We start from the raw sequence: 20,487 nt of genomic DNA on the forward strand, positions 1-20,487 counted from the left end.
AGACAGGAAATATCAAATGAATAAACAGGGCTTTTTAATTATTTTTGACGAATCAAGAAGAAATGATTTAATTAAGTCGTATGCTGATAGTAAAATACATATATTTTCAGAAGCATTAAGTGTAGAAGATTGGAAAATTAAAGAGTATGATATTGCATTCTTATCATTTGATATGGAAACAATTGATTATATTTCTTTAGCTAAAAAAGGAAGTCGAGTAGTTACTTCTAAAAATAAAGTCGAATTTATTGATATTATAGATTTACATTCAATAAGTATTGATTCTATTAATCAAAAGATGAAAAAAAGAATTCAAAACTATTTTATAAAAAGTTCCCAAGGAAATGGAGAGAGGTTAACACAAAAAACTTTCGAAGATTTAATAAAAATAATTAAGGAATTAAGACCGAATCTATGTGAAGATATAAATATTATATTAAATAAGAAAAATTTAATGCATACACATTTTAATGATTCAATAAAAACAGATATTTTTTTACAAGAAAAAGACGCTTTAGGAACTGCGTTAGATATTTTTTCTGGTTCTAATAAATTGAGAAATGAAGTACTACAATCATGGACTACGACCAATAGTGATAGACTAGAAGATAATACATTTTTTACAGGATTGAAAAAGAAATATTTATCCGAAGAAGACGCGTTACAGCACGATTTATTTAATTGGCCCGGAATGTCAGCTACTCATATTAAAGGACAAACTACATTTACAAATAAAAACAATAGATTAGATGTTTTTTATGCCAATAGAAATGCATTGGAAAAGACTGTTGGAGTTGATTTAATTTATTTTAATATGAAATATGATTCATTCATTTTAATTCAATACAAATTGATGGAAAAAGAAAACGATGGTTCATTCGTATATAGACCTAATAAACAATTTGATGAAGAAATCAATAGAATGAATACATTTAATGCAAGAATTACTAGTTCAAATAACATAAAATCTGATAAAGACATGAGACTAAATAATAATGGATTTATGATGAAGCTTACTCCCAATAAAGGATTTGAAGCTCTTGGTAATGAATTAATTTCTGGTATGTACCTTACCTTAGACTACGCAAACTTCTTAATAAGTCCAAATGGTCCAAAAGGGAAGAAAGGTGGACGTTTAATATCTTATGATAATGCACCAAGATATTTAAATAATTCAGATTTTATACGATTGGTAAATCAAGGATGGATTGGTACTAATACTATACAAAGTAATAAGATAAAAGATTTAATCAAAGAATTTTATGAGACTAATAGAGCAATAATCTTTGCAAGAGAGCATGGGTTGTGACCCTCTCTAAATCTCTCTACACCCGCGGAATCCAATGTTCCAAATCCCTCTGGCTGAAAAAGTACAGTTCCGAGGTGCTGACACCTCCCGATGCCACCGCACTGGCACGATTCGAGACGGGAAATATCGTCGGTGATCTGGCATGCGCCCTCTTCCCTAACGGGCGTGAAGTCCCCTATATGGAGAAAAACTTCGCAGGGATGGCGGAGCTGACACGGGAGTGGATGGATGAGGGGTTAGAATATATCTACGAGGCGACGTTTATCCATGAGGGAATCGTCGTTATGGTCGATGTCCTCCGTATTACTCCCTATGGTGTAGAGATATACGAGGTCAAAAGCTCCTCGGAGGTCAAGGATATCTATCTGCACGATGTCTCGATACAACGCTACGTCCTTGAGAGCCTCGGGCATACCGTCACCAACTGCTATGTCGTCCATATCGATACATCCTACGTTCGAGGCGATGATCTCGATCTAAGTGCCCTCTTTACTATCGCTGATGTGAGCGAAGCGGTCGATGCCCTGATGGACGGTGTCCCTGCCAAACTAGCCGAGTTTGAAGCGCATTTAAGTGACCGGAAGAACGAACCTGCCATAGAGATCGGCAAGCACTGCAAGAATCCCTATGAGTGCGACGCGATGCACTACTGCTGGAAAGTACAGCGGAGCATCCCCGATTACTCCGTTTTTAATATCTTTAACCTCGGGAGCAAAAATCAGGTCGAACTGTACGATCAGGGGATCGTTCGGATCGAGGAGATTCCCGATAGCTACAAAATGACCCCCATCCAACAGCAAAAGGTCGAGAACTGGAAAAGCCAGCGCACCTACATCGACCGTGACGCGATCCGTGAGTTTCTCTCTACCCTCGCCTATCCGATCTACCATCTCGATTTCGAGACGTTTCAGCAATCTGTTTCGCAGTGGTCAGGTATCAGCCCCTATCAGCAGATACCGTTTCAGTATTCGCTCCATATCGAACACGCGAACGGGGAGCTGGAGCATCGTGAGTTTTTAGCACCCTCAGGAGCTGATCCGCGCTACGCGTTGGCGCAACAGCTAATCCATGACATCCCCGATAACACTACGGTACTGGCATACAATATGGTATTCGAAAAAGGGGTGATCGAAAAACTCGCCCAGAACTTTCCCGATCTCAGTGAACACCTCATACGTATCATTCCTAACCTCCGCGACCTGATGGTGCCGTTCCAAAAAGGGTATTACTCCGTTCCTGCAATGAAAGGAAAACACTCGATCAAATATGTCCTCCCTGCCCTCGTCTCAGGGATGGAACAAGCCTACAAACAGCTCGAAGGAGTCCAAAACGGTGGCGAAGCGATGAACGCCTATGCTAATCTTGCCACAATGGAACCACAGGAGCAGGAACGGATACGCCGCGCCCTGCTCGAATACTGCCGCCTTGATACCCTCGCGATGGTCAGGGTGCATCAAAAACTGAGAGAGGTTATCCATGATTGACTACACGAAAAAAATAACGACCGACCGAGAATTCAACCCCATCGACAACCTCGATTACTCCATCGAAAGCGACCGCGGACGCATCTTCTCGGCACCGGCATTCCGACGGCTCCAAAAACGGACGCAGGTGTTCGCCCTCGAACTTAACGCCTCAATCCGCACGCGATTGACCCATTCACTCGAAGTGGCTCAGGTGGCACGGTTTATCGCCAAGACGATCCTCAGCAAGCTTAAACGTGAGGGGCTGGATACCTACGGTCTCGAAGAGCTCGAAAACGCGTTCGTCTCCACGGCGGAGATGACGAGTCTCCTGCACGATATCGGCAATCCCCCGTTCGGTCATTTTGCGGAACAGACGATCAACAAATGGATGCGGGAAAACGCGCTGCCGATGCTCGATCTCTTCCCCTCAACCGCAGAATCTGCGCAGACACTCAAAGAGATCGTTGCCAGAGACATCTGCAACTATGACGGCAATGCGCAGGCGATACGGGTTATCTCGAAACTCCAGCGGCTCAACCTCTCCTATACCCAAACCCTCGCGGTACTCAAATACACCCGCGGCGCCTATGAAAAGAAACCTCCCAAAGAAGATCCTCTGAGTTATCTCAAGAAAAAGCCGGGCTTTTACTACAGTGAACACGCTTTTATCGAAAAGGTACAGCAAACCCTCGGCGTCGCACCGGGGCACCGTTTCCCCCTCACCTACATCATGGAGGCGGCCGATGACATCTCGTATCTCACCGCCGATCTCGAAGACGCGGTCGAAAAAGGGATACTAAACCTCGATCAGGTCTACGAACTCATCAAAAAAGCGTGTGAAGACGAGGGGGAACATTATCTGCTCGAAGTGATTCAGGAGAAATACACCCAGGCAAAAGAGAACGATGAGCCTTATCAGTTCAATATGTTTTTCACCCTGATGAAAGCCAAACTCGTCACATCGCTGGTCTTTCATGTCGTGGATATCTACGTCGAAAACCATGCAGAAATATTTGAGGGGCGTTTCAACTGCGCACTGCTCGATTACGACACACAGAGCAAATATTATAAAGCGGTCAAAATCCTCGAAAAACTCTCTGCCAAATATATCTATCAACATCGTGAGGTCCAAACGCTGGAACTTCAGGGGTATACGATCGTCAATGGCCTCTTGGACATCTACAAACCGATTTTGGAACTGAGTGCGGCTGATTTCTCGGCATTGCTCCGTGATGAGAAGATCGAGTGCTTCATCGCGATGCGGCTCATCCGCCGGATTTCCTCGAAACAGATCGTCGCCTATCAAAACGACGTGAAATCACTGGCGGCAGAAGAGGTCGAATCTTTTCATATTTTGGAATGGTATTACCGTGTCCGGCTCATCACCGACTATATCAGCGGAATGACCGACGATTTCGCCCTCAAAGAGTATCAGACGCTGATGGCGCTATAAATTTTCGAAATCGCTTTAGCTTTTTTAATGTTATGCCGATATATCGGCATCTCTGCAACAAGAGAAATATAACGATACATACTCAAGGATGAGGCCGTAATGAAATTTTTAGACCAACTGCAAGCATCAGATTCACAATCAACACCGACATCAAGCTCTTCGGGCTCAGGACTCGGGCAAACACTCGATATACGAGGCTAAAAACTCCATTTCCGCACAGGACCATCGGCGTAATGCTTAATAAGAACACACTCAAAACTCTTTACCAGGATTTGGATGAGCTTATTCGGCAGTACCGCGAAAATGAGATCGACCGCTTTTCTTTTATCTCCGAAATCGAGCGTTTGCAGCAGGCGAATGATCTCCTCCTTAACGGCAATGAGGACTTCGCCGAGTTGGTCGAAAACGCCTTGATGGAAAAAGAGTATACAATCTTCGAATCGATGGCAAAATCCGCATTGGAAAAGATCAATCCCCCCTCTTCTCGTAAAAAAGTGCTTATCCTCAGCGGTGCAGGACTCAGTGCCGAAAGCGGTGTCCGTACCTTCAGGGAGAGTGACGGGTTATGGGAAGAGTATGACGTGATGGAAGTGTGTTCGGTCGAGGGGTACAGCCGAAACCCCCGATTGGTCGCTGATTTCTATGACGCGCGGCGTATGGATCTGAGCGAAAAACAGCCCAACCGTGCCCACGAAATGCTCTCACGGCTCAAAAACAAATACCCCTCCCAAATCGACATCCTGACCCAAAACGTCGATGATCTGCTGGAGCGTGCGGGATGCCCTGACGTGATCCATCTCCACGGCACCCTTACCCATTTGCGATGCGAGATGTGCGGCAATGTTTTCGAGATAGGGTACCAAAGCCAAAGCGATGCGAAATGCCCTGCGTGCCAGAGCAAAAAGGTTCGTCATAACGTCGTTATGTTCGGGGAAGAAGCACCGATGTACGCAAAGCTCCAGGAATCGATCGATGAGTGCGAGGCATTCGTCGTCATCGGGACGAGCGGGCAAGTGCTGGATGTCGCGTGGTATGCACAGTGGTTCGAACACTCACTGCTGAACAATCTCGACCCCGATGTGAGGCTGGACCCCTATTTCAAAGTCGTTTACCATGAGAAAGCAACGGCCGCCGCCGAGAAGATCGAAAAGTACGTCGAGGATCTTTTAGCGGAGTGATCCGATGGCGATCCGAATCCCTACGGGACAGTGATCTGAACCGGTGATCTCTTGAAGGATGAAAGCATCTTCCAGCGACTCTGCGAGATCCTCCGAGATAAAAAAGTAGTCGATACGCCAGCCGACGTTTTTCGACCGTGCGCTGAAACGGTATGACCACCAGCTGTATTCATTCTCTTTGTCGCCGTGGATATGGCGGAACGTATCGATGTAGCCGTGTGCCAAAAGTTTGTCGATCCATTCTCTCTCGATCGGGAGAAAACCGGAGGTCTTTTCATTCGATTTTGGGTTTTTCAGATCGATCGGACGGTGCGCGGTATTGACATCCCCGCAGATAATGATCGATTTTCCCTCTGCGCGAAGCGACTGGCAGTAGTCCAAAAAGCGATCATAAAACTCCAGCTTGTAGGCCAGACGCTCTTCGTCTTTTTGGCCGTTCGGAAAATAGACGTTCAGCAAGACGATATTGCCATAATGATGCTCGACGATGCGCCCTTCGCTCAAGAGATCGATGTCCGCACGCGTATCATAATGCGTCGGTTCCAGCGTACTCGCGATCAATGTCCCCGAATACCCTTTTTTAAGGGCACTGTTGACGGTACTGGAGGAGTAACGGCTGTTAAAAAGGTTTTCGGGGATCTGCTCCGGCAAGGCTTTGATCTCCTGAAGGCAGAGGATATGCGGCCGGCGCTCTTCGATCCACTCAAATGCACCTTTTTCCGCAACGGCCCGGATACCGTTCACATTCCAGGAAATAATCTCGATTGTCTCACGCATAAATTCTCGTATCCCTCATTAGCAATATTCTCTAGTATACTCAATTTTTCTCTATTCTACGCGGTTTCTGCCCCGTTCTTTGGCAAGATAGAGTTTTTCGTCTACTTGCGTGATATAGCGGTCGACCGTCTCTTGATTGATAACCACCCCAGTACCTGCGAGAACGGTCAATGTTCCGATACTGACCGTATAATGGATTGAGACATTATCGATCTCGACCTCGCTCATGGCGGCTGCATCACACACTTTTTGGGCAAGGACCAGAGCTTCCTCACTGTTGGTTACCGGCAGAAGAACCATAAACTCTTCACCGCCGAAACGGAAAATATAATCCGATTTTCGGAGAGTTTGCTCCAGCAAGCTTGAAAAATGTTTCAGTACGACGTCCCCCACCGCATGGCCGTAGGTATCGTTAATGACTTTAAAATGATCCAGATCGCACATCATCAGCGCGAACTCTCTTCCGGTTGCTTTGGAAATATCGAGTTTGTTCAAAATGATCTTATTGAAAAGGCGTCGGGTCAAGAGATGGGTCAGCGGGTCTTTGGCACTCTCTTCGATCTCATTGAGAAAAGCGATCTCATTTCCGATCTCCAGAGAATAATAATCGATCTTTTGCATCAAATGGATCAGCGTCGCGGGGCGAAAGGTCTTAGACTTGCAATAGTTGATCACATTGGCAGCCAGGCCATGGAGGTTGATGTGCAGTTTTTCGATAATCTTAAAGTGCGCCGTCGTGAGCAGATAGGAGGTGGACGCGCTGTGCATCCACTGTCCGAATTCGCAATGGTTCGGATTGAGTTCCGGATAGCTGTCATCCAGTTCATTCCGCTGGATATAGACAATAAGGTTGAGTATCCATCGGATGTGACTCTCATAATGTACCATAAATTTTTTATCCGGCATCAGCGCGATATGAGAGAGACGGAGTTCATTTTTCAGGGTGAGCTGATTTAAAAATTTTTTCATATAGAGATCGGTGATCCGGTCCTCATGATCGGTAAAAAAACGGTTGATTTCATGGATATTGTCACACTCTTGTTTTTCGGCAAGATTGCCGATGAGTCTGCGGACGATCGTGATGAGTTCGCTGTAGAGAAAAAGATACGATACATCATTTTCGATCGTGAAATGGACAAGTTCCTTCGTATTTTTTTCAATCTCCTCATCCGTAGTGGAAAGGAGAAGGGCTAAGAGAAGTTTTTTCTCTTCGCTAATCGCGAAGGTATAGAGGTAGTCGGCAGAGATATTGGACTGCAAACTCTCCACATTGATACTGTAATCGTTCACACATTCACGAATGTCGTCAAAATATTTTTCCATCAGGTACATTGAAAACCTCTCTCAATTTTCCAAGCTATAATTATTCATAATATACCCAATCTCTTGCTTTATAATCATTTATATATGATTTTATCTTTGTACGGCCCCTCTTCTTCTTGAATTGTATCAATAGGTAACTACGCGTTTTCAGTCCGATTCGATTATTTTTTTTAAAATACTCAGTGCTGTATATATTTTAATCAATAAAATGATTAGAAAGTTATTTAAAAAGATTACAATTATTCAGACAAAATAATCCTAATTAGGAGTGGGTATGAAATTCGGTGAATTAAAAAAAGAGGGACACTGGCCGTCACTGCTGGCCGCCTTTTTGTATTTTGACTTTAGTTTTATGATGTGGACGATGCTCGGACCACTGGCGACAGAGATCAATGAAACGCTCTCCTTGCGCGGAAATGCCCTGAACGATTCTCAGCTAGCATCCTTGTTAGCCCTGCCGATACTCTCCGGAGCGCTGCTGCGGATTCTCCTCGGATTCTTCGTCGATAAGTTCGGCCCTAAAAAGACGGCTCTCGGGTCTCAGCTGATCGTTATTGTCACCCTGTTTTTCGCGTATATCCAATCAGACGCCATCACCTATAATCAATTGTTGTTGGTTGCGCTCGGTCTCGGTTTCGGCGGGGCATCCTTCGCCGTAGCCCTTCCTCAGGCGGGTCAGTGGTATCCGCCGCGTTTGCAGGGTGTCGTTCTCGGGATTGCGGGTGCCGGAAATATCGGTGTGGTCATCGACTTTTTGTTTGCTCCGAAAATCGCCCAAATCTGGGGATGGCCGTCGGTCTTTCTCGTCGGCGCGATACTCTCAAGTATTATCTTCATTGCCTATCTGTTTTTGGCGAAAGATGCTCCTTCCAGCGTTTACAAACCGAATCCGAAGACGTTTAAAGACTATATGAAACTGCTCCGCGATAAAGACACCTGGTGGTTTAACCTCTTTTATGCCGTATCGTTCGGAGGATTCGTCGGATTTGCCAATTACATGAAAGTCTATCTGATGAATACCTATCAAAGCGATATGTCCGCTATCGGTCTGGATATTTTGAATGAAGACAATGTCAAAGTCATGGCCGGTTATTTCGGAGCGCTCTGTATCTTTGCCGGTGCGGTGCTTCGGCCTGTCGGCGGAGCCATCGCCGATACAATGGGCGGGGTAAAATCTCTGTATGTATTTTATGGTAGCATTGTGATTCTATCCCTGATCACGGCATTGATCGACCTGCCGTTTTGGGCAGCGATTACGGTGATGTTTTTGATCATGGCGAATCTCGGGATGGCAAACGGTTCGGTTTTCCAGCTCGTTCCTCAGCGCTTCGGCAAAGACATCGGGATCATGACCGGACTTATCGGTGCGGCCGGAGGATTGGGCGGATCGGCGTTGATCAAGACCTTCGGATGGTCACAGGGGGCGTTTGACGGCTATAGCGCCGGATTCTTGATCTTTGCCGGGTTTGTTATGGTGGCGATATCGGGTATCTCTCTGGTCAAAACGCGCTGGAGAACGACCTGGGGGGCTACGGCAGGCGGCCGTATCTGATTCATTGAGAAATTCAAAAAATGGGTAAAATCAAAAAATTTATCAAGGGTTTTCATGCTGCAACTGCAATCAAGTGAAAATATTCTCCCCAAACCCGGTTCGACCGGAGACGACGCATGCGCCTATGCCATTATCGATAATGCACTCTTCGTATCGGTATTGTGCGACGGTGTCGGCAGTGCCAAACGCGGCGGAACCGCCGCCCGTCAGAGTGTCAAATTTTTTATCAATCAGTTCAAAGCCCGCCCAAAAGCGTGGGATATTCCCAAAACAATGGAAGTCTTTACCCGCCATATCAACGGGCTCCTCTTTAAAGAGTCAATTTCCCAGTACGGGCAGATCGAACTGCTGACAACCCTCTGCCTCGCCGTCATCGAAGGCGAGAGCCTCTATACCCTCAATCTCGGTGATTCCCGCATCTATCTTTTGAAACAAGACGGCAATTTCAAGCGCCTCAGTACCGATCATACGATGGATGATGAATACATGTCGCACGTCCTGACCCAAGCCTGCGGCATGAGTGAAAACATCGATCCGCATATCGTCTCTACCCCGATCGCCGTCGGAGACACTCTGGTCTTATGCAGTGACGGCGTCTATAATCTGATCGATGAAAACAATTTCATGGATCTGGTACATCAGGGATTAGGGGCAGGAACGATCATCAACCATGCCGCTCAAGACGGCCAACTGCACGATCGTGACGATATGAGCCTGCAGATCTTTCGTATCGAATCGCTCGATCCGCTTCACGCACTCAAAAACAACGATCTTCCCATCCCCAAATCGCTGTATGAAGGTGACATTATCGACGGATATACCCTCGTATCGCCGATGATGGAACACCGGCGCATCTGGAAAGTGAGCAAGTACGGGCAATTCTATGTCATGAAATTCCCGATGCGTGCGTATGACGAACACGCCTTGGACGAATTCGTCCGCGAAGCATGGACCGCCAAACAGATCACCCACAAAGCTTTCGGACATGCGTGGATTCCCGAAGGGCGGAGTGTCCGCTATTATATGATGGACCTCGTTGAGGGGATCAATTTAAAAGAGTACGTCAAAAACCGCCCCCTCTCGGTCGATAATGCGATCGAACTGGGGAAATTTCTCCACCGTGCGGAAGCCCATCTGCTCCATCTGGGATTGGTTCACGGTGATATCAAGCCTGAGAATATCCTCGTTTACAAAAATGAAGGGCTCTCTGGTGTCAATTTCAAGATGGTCGATTTCGGATCCATTGTCGAAATCTTTTCCACCAACTCCCGTGCCGGAACCCCGACCTATCTCGCGCCCGAACGGTTCAGCGGAAGCGTTATCAATGAATCGACCGAAATATTCTCCATCGGTGTCACCCTCTACTGGGCTCTGACCGGCAAATATCCTTACGGCGAAATCGAACCGTTTCAAAATCCCCATTTCAAAACGGCCAAACGTCCGGTCAAACTCAACAACAATATCCCCCTATGGCTCGATTCCATCATTATGCGGGCCATCGCGGTCGATCCTAATCAGCGATATGCGCACTATTCGGAGTTTTTTTATGAGCTTAAAGCCCCTAATAAAGTCAAACCTTTCTTTACGAAAGAGACACCGCTCATCGAACGCTCTCCCGTCATGTTTTATAAAATCGGATTTTTTATTCTTTTATTCCTGGAAACTTTGACTTTTTGGCTTTATGTGTCAAAATAGCACTACTATTTAGAAAAGGTTCCCATGCTCTCCTCCGCTTGCCAAGATACTATCCGCGCCGCCGTTTGGCTCTCAACCAAACCTGAAGGTGAATTTCATCGCATCCATACCATCAGCGGAGAGCTTGGGCTCCCTTTTCACTTTTTGGCAAAATCTCTCCAAAAACTGGTCCATGCCGGTATTTTAGTCTCTCAGCGCGGAGCCGCAGGCGGGGTCTGTCTCGCTAAAAGCTCTTCGGAAATCACGCTCCTTTCCATTATCGAAGCGGTAGACGGGACCACTTTTTTTGATTCCTGCGTTCTCGGAATCGGTGACTGCGAATCGGAAAAACCGTGTGCCCTCCATGCTCAATGGGATATTTGGCGCCAAGAGATGATCACCATGTATTCCGCAATGCGTCTCAGCGAGATCACCGATGATGTCACTCTCCGCAAAGTGAAGCGCATTTAATCCTCCTCTTTTCTCCCCGCTTTTTGAAGTTTTTTAACGCCGTGGCGCTCAGGGATTCACCCTAAATACCCTTTAGATGTCTAATTTTCTCTAATATTTTCTTCTAAATTTAGAATAAACACCTTTGTGCTTATTTTTTAATCACATAACTGGATCATTATTCAGACTTTTTTGTCTACAATTATTTCAGATAAATTAATCTGAATAAGGAGCTTTCACATGAAAGGTTTGAATGTTTTAGGAAAAAGTCTGCTGCTGCTCTCGGCTGCCGCTTCAATTGCGTTAGCGGCACCGGAGAAAAAAAATATTAAAATCGGGTTCATCGCCCTCACCGACTGTGCGCCGATCGTCATCGCCAAAGAGAAAGGGTTTTTTGACAAACACGGTCTGAATGTCACTGTTGTCAAAGAAGGGGGCGGCTGGGCCGGTATCCAGCAAAAAGTGATCAGCGGCGAGTATGACTACTCACATGCCCTCGCGGGTATGCCTTTGGCATCGACCCTGGGGATCAGCGGCAATACGCCGATGTACGCCCTCCTCTCCCTCGATTACAACGGTAATGCGATCACTTTCGGAAACGACGTCATCGAAAAGATGGAGAAATACGGTCTGGATTCCGTGAAACGCCCCGTCAGTTCCGAATCTCTCAAAAAACTGATCGATGCCAAACATGCCGCAGAGGGATCAAACTACAAACCTCTCGAATTCGGTATGGTATTTCCGGTATCGACCCACAACTATGAAATCCGCTACTGGATGGCTTCGACCGGAATCGATCCGGATGCGGACACAACTCTTAAAGTATTCCCGCCACCGCAGATGGTTGCCAACCTCAAAGCGGGAAATATCGACGGCTATTGCGTCGGAGAGCCTTGGAATGAGCGTGCCGTGATGGAGAATCTCGGATCATCGTTGGTCACCAACTACGATATCTGGAACAACAATCCCGAAAAAGTGCTGATGTCCACCAAAATATTCGCCGATAAAAATCCCGAAACGACCCAGGCGGTCATGATGGCCATCATCGAAGCCCAAAAATGGCTCGATGCTTCGTGGGAGCACCGTAAAGAGGCTTCGAATATCTTGTCCCAGAAATCGTACGTGTATGCCCCGAAAGATGTTATCGACAACTCGATGACAGGGACGTTCCAATATCTTAAAGGGAAACCGACGGAACCGAACCCGATGTTTAACGTCTTTGCAAACTATTACGCTTCATATCCGTTTTACAGTCACGGGCTATGGTTTCTCACCCAAATGGTGCGATGGGGACAGATCGACAAACCGATCGATATGAAGAAAACGGTCGAGAGCGTCTACCGTCCCGATCTTTTCGCAACCGCAGCGAAAAAAGTGGGATATACCCTTCCGCCGTCTGCCTGGAAGATAGACGGGAAAGATCAGTTCAATAAATTTATTGACGGAAAAGTGTTCGATCCGAACAAAGCGGTGGACTACATCTTCGATAACAAAGTCAACCATTCCAAAGTCTCCAAAGCGGCTCTCGCAAAAGCGAATAAATGGAAAGTCAAAACGGCACAGCCTGCCTATGTCTGCCCTTACGGTCCGGCCGGATGTGCCAATCCGAAGTATGTGAAATAAGGCATAACCATGAATCCGAAAATTACTGAGTTGATTAAACGCATCGTTTTTCCTCTGATCGTTTTGATCTTTATCATCGCCGGATGGTCTGCGCTTGCGCAAAGCGTCGAGGGGTTTCCTACCCCATCGGATACCTATGACGTAGCCAAAGAGGTCTTTGCCGATCCGTTTTACGTCAATAACGAAGATGACAAAGGGATCGCATGGCAGGTGCTGAATTCTCTGGAGAGGGTTTTCGGCGGATTTGCACTGGCGATTTTGGTCGGTGTTCCTCTGGGTCTGCTGATCGGGATGAGCAACAACGCCATGATCGCGCTCAACCCCTATATCCAGATCTTTAAACCGGTCTCACCGCTGGCGTGGCTTCCGCTGCTGCTTTTTGTGTTTAAAGACATCAACCTGACCGCCATTACAACGATTTTCATCACCTCGATCTGGCCGATCATCATCAATACGGCGTTAGGGGTTCGCAGTGTCAGCCAGGATTATCTGAACGTCGCGAAAGTGCTGCAGTTCAGCCCTTTTGAAAAAGTGTTTCAGATCATCTTGCCCGTTGCCGTCCCTTTCATTTTTACGGGGATGCGTTTATCGCTCGGAATCGCCTGGCTCGTTATCGTCGCGGCGGAGATGCTCACCGGGGGAATCGGAATCGGTTATTGGATTTGGGATGAATACAATAATCTTAATTATCATCACATCATTATCGGAATCATCATCGTCGGTCTCGTCGGGCTTGTCCTCGATGCCATCATGGGAGTGATCGCCGATTTCTTTGATTACCGAAAGAAAGGCCACGTATGAGTGCAAAACCCTATTTAAACATTGACCATGTGGACAAAATCTTCCCTTTAGGGGGCGGAAAAGAGTATGTGGCGCTGCGTGATGTCAAACTCGACATCCGTGAAAACGAGATCATCTCCATCATCGGACATTCGGGATGCGGAAAATCGACCTTGCTGAATATGATCGCCGGATTGGACACCATCACCGGCGGTGCCATGTTTTTGGAAGAGAAAGAGATCAATGCACCGGGGCCGGAACGTGCCGTGGTATTTCAAAACCATTCGCTTCTGCCGTGGCTTAGCGTCTATCAAAATATCGAAATGGCCGTACGAAAAGTGCTCGGTGCCGATCTCAGCCCCTCTGAACTGCGGGACCATGTCATGAAGTATGTCGACATGGTCAATCTCGACCACGCCAAAGACAAATTTCCCGGAGAGATCAGCGGCGGGATGAAACAGCGTGTCGGAATCGCCAGAGCGCTTGCCATCGAGCCTAAAGTTCTCCTGATGGATGAGCCGTTCGGGGCACTCGATTCCCTGACCCGTGCCAATTTGCAAGATCACCTGATGCGGATTCAAATGCAGACAGGCAATACCGTCATTATCATCACCCACGATGTGGATGAAGCCGTCCTTTTGAGTGACCGCGTCATCATGATGACCAACGGCCCTGAGGCGACGATAGGTGAGATATTGGAAGTCAATCTTCCCCGTCCGCGGCTTCGTCTGGAACTCCAGCATAATGAGGAGTATCTCCGATGCCGCGAAGCGATTATCGAGTTTCTCTATTCAAAATTTGCCAAACACGATGACTAATCAACCAAACAACAAGGAAAAAAACATGAAAAAAATCACATTATCAGCAGTTGCCGTTCTCTCACTGGCCGGTACCTTTACAGCGGGGTTAAGTGCCGACGAGGGTTTCTCCCTTTTGAGCAATGCGAAGTTTAACGGTGAGGTTCGTCCACGCTATGAAAACGTAGAGGTTGAGAACTCAGCCAAAAATGACGCCAACGCCTTTACGGTACGGGCAACCATCGGAGTGGAAGCCAATCTGCTCGGTATTGACGGTTTGAGCGGAAAAGTGGACGGTACGACCGTTCAAGCGATCGGCGGACAGCATTATTTTGACGGTACCTATAACGGCATGACTGGCTATGAAACGGTGGTCGATCCGGAGCAAACCCGTTTCTCTCAGGCATATCTCCAGTATAAACTGGGCAAGACGGTTGCCAAAGCAGGACGGCAGGTGATCAACCTCGACAATCAGCGTTTTATCGGTTCGGTCGACTGGCGTCAAATGATGCAGAGTTTCGATGCTGCCGTGATCAGTGATAGTACGATTGACAATCTGACACTGACGGGTGCTTATGTATGGGGACGTGCAGGTGTTACTAATGCTCCGACCGCCAATACCGATTCTATCATTTTGAACGGATCGTACAAAGTCAGCGATATGCTCAAAGTAACGGCGTATGACTATATGATCTCTTCGGCAAGTGATACGGTCGGTATCTCATTGACAGGAAATGTACCGGTATCGGTTGCCAAGATTGCGTATCGTGCGGAATATGCTTCACAAGGGGATGCGTCACGCGATACCGATGATGCCCACAAAGACGTCAAAGCCGATGCCGATTACTATAACCTCGATGCGCTTGCCAATATCAACGGGATTCTTGCCGGTGCAGGCTATGAGCTTTTGAGCGGTCATACGACGGGTGACGGTAAAACGGCATTTTATGCTCCGTTGGGGACACTGCATGCTTTTAACGGATGGGCTGACAAGTTTCTCGCCTCAACCCCTACCGGCGGTTTAGCCGATATGAGTGCGACCCTCGGATACACCGCGGCAGGTTTTGGAAAAGCGATGGTGGTTTACCACGATTTCGAAACGGATGTGGCGATGAGCGGCAAAAGTGATCTCGGTAGCGAATGGGATCTGCTTTATACCAATGCCGTCCCGGGTGTCAAAGGGCTGAACGGTCTTGCCAAAGCCGCCTTTTTCAAAGCCGGCGATGTTGCAGGCTACAGCGTTGACGTCAGAAAAATCTGGCTTCAGCTCGATTATAAATTCTAGTCTTCATTCATGCCCTTCGGGGCATATCGGGCAGGCAGCAACCCCTGAAAACGACCTCCTTAAGTTAGTTTCTTTTTTAGCTGCTTGCCCGATGTGCTGACATACCAATCCTCATACGCTTTTGCGTTTGAGTCTCTCGCGACGGGTCTGGCGAAGCGCCCTACTTTCATCAGCGATAATGCTGCAATGCGTACCGATACGAATTACGCTCATACGCGGAAGGATTATCGGTATGGGCCAAGGATATGCTCCCTTTCATTTGGGTAATCGAAACATACTCATGTTTTTCCATCCAGTCGTTAATATTATTCAATATAACACTTACTTCTTCTTCGCCTTTCATCAAAAGCACCGACGTAAAGGCTGCCGCATCGGCGCCGCTCATGATCGCTTTCAAGACATCTTCCGCACTGTGGATCCCCGTATTGGCACAGAGCGAACAGGGGAGCTTTTGGTAGAGAATCGCACACCATCGCAGTGTTTCGCTCAAATTTGCAGACGTCGTGATATTCGCCCGCTGCAGCGAGGTCAGCAGTTCAATATCGACATCCGCTCTCGTCGGGTTGTCAAAAAGACTCAGACCGTCGGCTCCCGCTTCGACAAACCGTTTGGCCATGTTGGCCGGATTGGAAAAATAGGCGTTCATTTTAACGTTCAGAGGGATCGAAATATGCTCTTTTACCTGAGCTACCGTATCGATGTACATCTGCTCAACCATGTGCCCTTCCATCTCCATCGATGTCGGGATATAGGTGATGTTGAGTTCCAATGCGTCAGCGCCGGCTTCCTGCAGTTTTTGGGCGTATTTGATCCACCCGCCCGCCGAAACACCGTTGAGGCTGGCAATGATGGGGATATCGACCGCTTCTTTGACCTTACGGATCTCTTCGAGATAATGTTCGGAGTGGAGATTGTCAAATTCGACTTCATTGGGGAGATAGGTGAGTGCTTCAGGGTTTGAGTTGCTGTGCAGCTGCAAAAAATGGTCGATTTGGCGAATCTCGTGGTTGATCTCCTCTTCGAAAAGGGAGTGCATAATCACCGCGGCAATACCGTTATCTTCGAGCTTTTTGATGCTCTCCAATGATCCGGTTAAAGGCGATGCACTCGCGATAAGGGGATTACGGAGTTTTAATCCTAAAAATGTCGTTGTCAAATCCATCATTATTTCTCCCCGTCGGTTGGTTCGTAACGCTCATGCAGATTCTGGTACCGTTTATAGAGCGATTGTGCCGTATGCGCCGCCGTCTCCAAGAAAGTGCCTGCCGAGGCGCCGTTCATTTGCTCTACCATGCTAAAACGGGTCTCACGGTACATGAAATCCTTCACATCGATTTTAGGCCCTTTATAATCGAGACTCATCGGATTTTCCCCCTCTTTGATCTTGTCGGGGTTGAACCGGAATATCGGCCAAAGCCCGCTGTCAACGGCCCGTTTTTGCTGATCAAACCCATATTTCAGATCATACCCGTGAGCGATACAATGCGAATAGGCGATGATGATGGAAGGACCCTCATACCGCTCGGCTTCGACAAATGCTTTGACCGTCGCCTGATCGTTTGCCCCCATGGCAACTTTGGCGACATAGACGTTTTCGTAATTGATCGCCATCGCAGCGAGGTCTTTCGGAAGTCCGGCTTTCCCCCCTGCGGCAAATTTGGCCACTGCACCCGTAAAGGTCGCTTTGGACTGCTGCCCTCCGGTGTTGGAGTAGACTTGGGTATCCAGCACCAGGATGTTGACGTTTTTACCGCTGGCGAGGACATGATCGAGCCCTCCGTAGCCGATATCATAGGCCCAGCCGTCTCCGCCGATGATCCAAACCGATTTTTTGACGAGATAATCGGAGAGTTCGAGGAGGCTTTTCGCTTCGGGACTGCTCAGGCTGTGAAGTGCCGATTTGAGAAGTTCTACCCGTTCTCTTTGCTGATTGATTTGGATTTCATCCTGCTGTTTCGCCTCCAGTATCGTCTTTGCCAAATCACCCTCAAGGCTCTCTTTCAACCCTTCGAGCAAATCCCTTGCTCGATCGGTATGGTTGTCGATTGCGAGGCGAAATCCAAGCCCGAATTCGGCATTGTCCTCAAAAAGAGAATTCGACCATGCCGGACCTCTTCCCTCATCGTTTTTTCGCCATGGAGTCGTGGGGAGATTCCCTCCGTAAATCGAACTGCATCCGGTCGCATTCGCCACCACCATACGGTCGCCGAAAAGCTGGGACGCCAGTTTGATATACGGGGTCTCACCACATCCCGGACACGCCCCGCTGAATTCAAACAGCGGTTCAAGAAATTGGGACTCTTTCAGATCGTCATGATCGAGCTTCGATCGCTCCATCTTAGGCAAAGAGAGAAAATAATCCCATCTTTCAATCCCCTCCTCTTTTATCGGAGAGAGAGGCATCATATTGATTGCTTTGAGATTGGTCTGCGATTTGTTCTTCGCCGGACATACTTCGACGCACAAAGCACACCCGGTACAGTCCTCGACCGCTACCGAGATGTTGAAAACCTCGTTTTCGGCGAATTTTTTCCCTTTCGCAGCCTTGGATAGGAAGCCTGCCGGGGCATTTTGCAGATAGGAGGCGTCAAAGACATTTGAACGGATAACCGAGTGCGGACAGGCTGAGACACATTTGTTACACTGGATACAGGTATTGACATCCCAAACCGGAACCTCATGTCCGATATTCCGCTTCTCATACTGCGTCGTCCCTGTCGGCCAGGTCCCGTCACTCGGCATTTGGGAGACTTTGATCGAATCACCCTTATACGCCGTAATCTTGCCGATGACCTCGCGGATAAACGGCGTCAATTTTCCCTTTAGCGGCGGTTCCAGCTCCTGGGTACTCTCTGATTTTGTCGGTACCGTGACTTCGTAGAGATGCTCAAGGCTATTATCCACTGCCGCGAAGTTCATCTGTACGATCAGATCCCCTTTTTTCCCGTAGCTCTTTTGAATCGTTTTTTTGATTTTGGCGATCGCCTCCTCTTTCGGGAGGATACCACTGATGGCAAAAAAGCAGGTCTGCATAACGGTATTGATACGGTTCCCCATATCACTTTTCCGGGCCACTGCGTAGGCATCGATAGCATAAAACTTTAACCGTTTATCGATAATCCGCTGTTGTGTCACACGAGGAAGTCGGTGCCAGACTTCCTCACGCGGATATGGGGTGTTGAGGAGGAATACAGCCCCTTCTTTGGCATTCTCTAACAAATCAAGTTTTTCCAGAAATACCGGCTGATGGACACCGATGAAATCGGCCTCCTGTATCAGATAGGTCGAACGGATCGGTTCAGATCCGAACCGCAGATGCGAGATCGTCATCGACCCCGATTTTTTCGAATCGTACACAAAATAACCCTGCGCATAAAAATCGGTTTCATTTCCGATGATCTTGATCGTATTTTTGTTTGCCCCTACGGTTCCATCGGAGCCCAACCCGTAAAACATGGCCTGAAACTGGTTAGGATTTGCCAAAATGAAATCATGATCGTAGGAGAGCGAGGTAAAGGTAACATCGTCATCAATACCGATCGTAAAATGATTTTTCGGAGACTCTTTTGCCAATTCTTCATAGATGGCAATGATCATCGCGGGGGTAAACTCTTTGGACGAAAGACCGTAGCGTCCGCCGATGATGGCCGGCAATCCAAAGGGGAGTGCTGAACGCTTTTCAAACAATGCGGTAAGGACGTCATGATACAGCGGTTCCCCCAAACTTCCGGACTCTTTCGTCCGATCGAGCACCGCGACGGCTTTGAGCGATTGTGGAAGCGCTTCGATAAAGGAATCTATCGCAAACGGCAGAGCAAGCCGCACCTTGATCATCCCCACTTTTTCCCCCAGGGAATTGAGATAACGGACACTCTCTTCAACCGCTTCGGCACCGGAACCCATCAGGACGATCACACGTTCGGCATCCTCGGCCCCGATGTAATCAAACAGCTTATAGCTTCTGCCGGTTAAAGAGGCAAACGTATCCATCTGTTCTTGGAGTATCTTCGGCAATGCCTGATAATAAGAGTTGACGCTTTCGCGTCCCTGAAAATAGACATCAGGGTTTTGGGACGTACCGCGCAGTACCGGATGCTCGGGTGACAGACCCCGTTTTCGATGGGCTGCGACCAAATCAGGATCGATCATGGCACGAAGCACCTCATCGCTTAGTTTCTCGATCCGGCTGACCTCGTGAGAGGTACGGAACCCGTCAAAAAAATGGAGAAACGGAATACGCCCCTGCAGTGCAGCCGCCTGAGAGATCAGGGCGAAATCATGCGCTTCCTGTACCGAGTTGGAAGCGAGAAGTGCGAATCCGCTTTGGCGTACCCCCATGACGTCTTGATGATCTCCGAAAATAGAGAGTCCCTGCGCCGCAAGAGAGCGGGCGGCAACATGAAAGACCGTCGAGGTAAGTTCTCCTGCGATCTTATACATGTTCGGTATCATCAGCAGCAACCCTTGGGATGCCGTAAACGTGGTCGTCAGAGCACCCGCCTGCAATGCGCCGTGAACCGCTCCGCTCGCTCCCCCTTCGCTTTGCATCTCATAGACTTCAGGAACCGTTCCGAAGATATTTTTTTCTCCCTTGGAACTGTAGAGATCGCTGAACTCTCCCATCGGGGATGAGGGGGTGATGGGATAGATGGCAATAACTTCATTGATTTTATGGGCGACGAGGGCGACGGCTTCGTTACCGTCAACGGTGATAGTCGTATGCTCTATCATGCTAGTGCTCCGTTTTACAAATTATCCTATTCTACTACAGTTTAAGCAACAGCCCAACTCGTTTGCACCCTTTTCGGAGTAGTATCCGG

15 protein-coding genes are annotated in these 20,487 nt (G+C 47.8%); 11 read left to right on the forward strand and 4 right to left on the reverse strand.

The features are described 5' to 3' along the window. Positions 1-16: 16 nt before the first annotated feature. The 4 genes from WAO38_RS09465 to WAO38_RS09480 all read left to right on the forward strand — a co-directional run bounded on the left by WAO38_RS09465 (position 17) and on the right by WAO38_RS09480 (position 5,406). A complete protein-coding gene (locus WAO38_RS09465) occupies positions 17-1,309 on the forward strand; it encodes a hypothetical protein (RefSeq protein ID WP_422236523.1) in 1,293 nt (430 codons plus the stop codon). After that, entirely contained in the window at positions 1,306-2,793 is a 1,488-nt protein-coding gene (locus WAO38_RS09470) for a DUF2779 domain-containing protein (protein WP_422236524.1), read from the forward strand. The genes WAO38_RS09465 and WAO38_RS09470 overlap by 4 nt, the downstream gene beginning before the upstream one ends. Continuing rightward, positions 2,786-4,228, forward strand: coding sequence for a dGTPase (dgt, locus tag WAO38_RS09475; protein ID WP_422236526.1), 1,443 nt, complete (start codon positions 2,786-2,788; stop codon positions 4,226-4,228). Before WAO38_RS09470 ends, dgt begins: the two co-directional genes overlap by 8 nt. Before the next feature lie 443 nt (positions 4,229-4,671). Next, the gene (locus WAO38_RS09480) at positions 4,672-5,406 is read left to right on the forward strand and encodes an SIR2 family NAD-dependent protein deacylase (RefSeq protein WP_422236586.1); all 735 of its coding nucleotides are present in this window, start codon (positions 4,672-4,674) and stop codon (positions 5,404-5,406) included. Here WAO38_RS09480 and WAO38_RS09485 read toward each other — a convergent pair. After that, entirely contained in the window at positions 5,395-6,183 is a 789-nt protein-coding gene (locus WAO38_RS09485; RefSeq protein ID WP_422236528.1) for an exodeoxyribonuclease III, read from the reverse strand. The genes WAO38_RS09480 and WAO38_RS09485 overlap by 12 nt on opposite strands. A 51-nt stretch (positions 6,184-6,234) precedes the next feature. Then, positions 6,235-7,515, reverse strand: coding sequence for a GGDEF domain-containing protein (locus WAO38_RS09490; protein WP_422236530.1), 1,281 nt, complete (start codon positions 7,513-7,515; stop codon positions 6,235-6,237). A 265-nt stretch (positions 7,516-7,780) separates the two neighbouring features. On the opposite strand from WAO38_RS09490, the gene WAO38_RS09495 reads away from it, so the two are divergent. From WAO38_RS09495 to WAO38_RS09525, 7 genes are all read left to right on the forward strand, one after another. Further along, positions 7,781-9,058 carry an MFS transporter gene (locus WAO38_RS09495; RefSeq protein ID WP_422236532.1) on the forward strand — a complete coding sequence of 426 codons (1,278 nt, stop codon included), beginning with the start codon at positions 7,781-7,783 and terminating at the stop codon, positions 9,056-9,058. 54 nt (positions 9,059-9,112) lie between these two features. Next, positions 9,113-10,753, forward strand: coding sequence for a protein kinase domain-containing protein (locus WAO38_RS09500; protein WP_422236534.1), 1,641 nt, complete (start codon positions 9,113-9,115; stop codon positions 10,751-10,753). A gap of 24 nt (positions 10,754-10,777) precedes the next feature. After that, positions 10,778-11,203, forward strand: a complete 426-nt coding sequence (locus WAO38_RS09505) for an RrF2 family transcriptional regulator (RefSeq protein WP_422236536.1) — start codon at positions 10,778-10,780, stop codon at positions 11,201-11,203. A 219-nt stretch (positions 11,204-11,422) separates the two neighbouring features. Then, positions 11,423-12,805: a CmpA/NrtA family ABC transporter substrate-binding protein gene (locus WAO38_RS09510; RefSeq protein ID WP_422236538.1), complete on the forward strand. Its 1,383-nt coding sequence runs from the start codon at positions 11,423-11,425 to the stop codon at positions 12,803-12,805. 9 nt (positions 12,806-12,814) lie between these two features. Further along, on the forward strand, positions 12,815-13,606 hold the full coding sequence (gene ntrB, locus WAO38_RS09515; RefSeq protein WP_422236540.1) for a nitrate ABC transporter permease: 792 nt from the start codon (positions 12,815-12,817) through the stop codon (positions 13,604-13,606). After that, entirely contained in the window at positions 13,603-14,403 is an 801-nt protein-coding gene (locus WAO38_RS09520) for an ABC transporter ATP-binding protein (protein WP_422236542.1), read from the forward strand. The genes ntrB and WAO38_RS09520 overlap by 4 nt, the downstream gene beginning before the upstream one ends. 25 nt (positions 14,404-14,428) lie before the next feature. Then, entirely contained in the window at positions 14,429-15,667 is a 1,239-nt protein-coding gene (locus WAO38_RS09525) for an alginate export family protein (protein ID WP_422236544.1), read from the forward strand. Positions 15,668-15,836: 169 nt separating this feature from the next. On the opposite strand, the gene WAO38_RS09530 is transcribed toward WAO38_RS09525, so the two are convergent. Further along, positions 15,837-16,832 (reverse strand): dihydroorotate dehydrogenase-like protein, encoded by a 996-nt coding sequence (locus WAO38_RS09530; RefSeq protein WP_422236546.1) that lies wholly within the window; start codon positions 16,830-16,832, stop codon positions 15,837-15,839. After that, complete coding sequence (nifJ, locus tag WAO38_RS09535; protein ID WP_422236548.1) at positions 16,832-20,398, reverse strand: pyruvate:ferredoxin (flavodoxin) oxidoreductase; 3,567 nt, start codon at positions 20,396-20,398, stop codon at positions 16,832-16,834. The genes WAO38_RS09530 and nifJ overlap by 1 nt, the downstream gene beginning before the upstream one ends. Between the last annotated feature and the right edge of the window lie 89 nt (positions 20,399-20,487).

The organism is Sulfuricurvum sp. (assembly GCF_049277495.1).
Lineage (GTDB): Bacteria > Campylobacterota > Campylobacteria > Campylobacterales > Sulfurimonadaceae > Sulfuricurvum.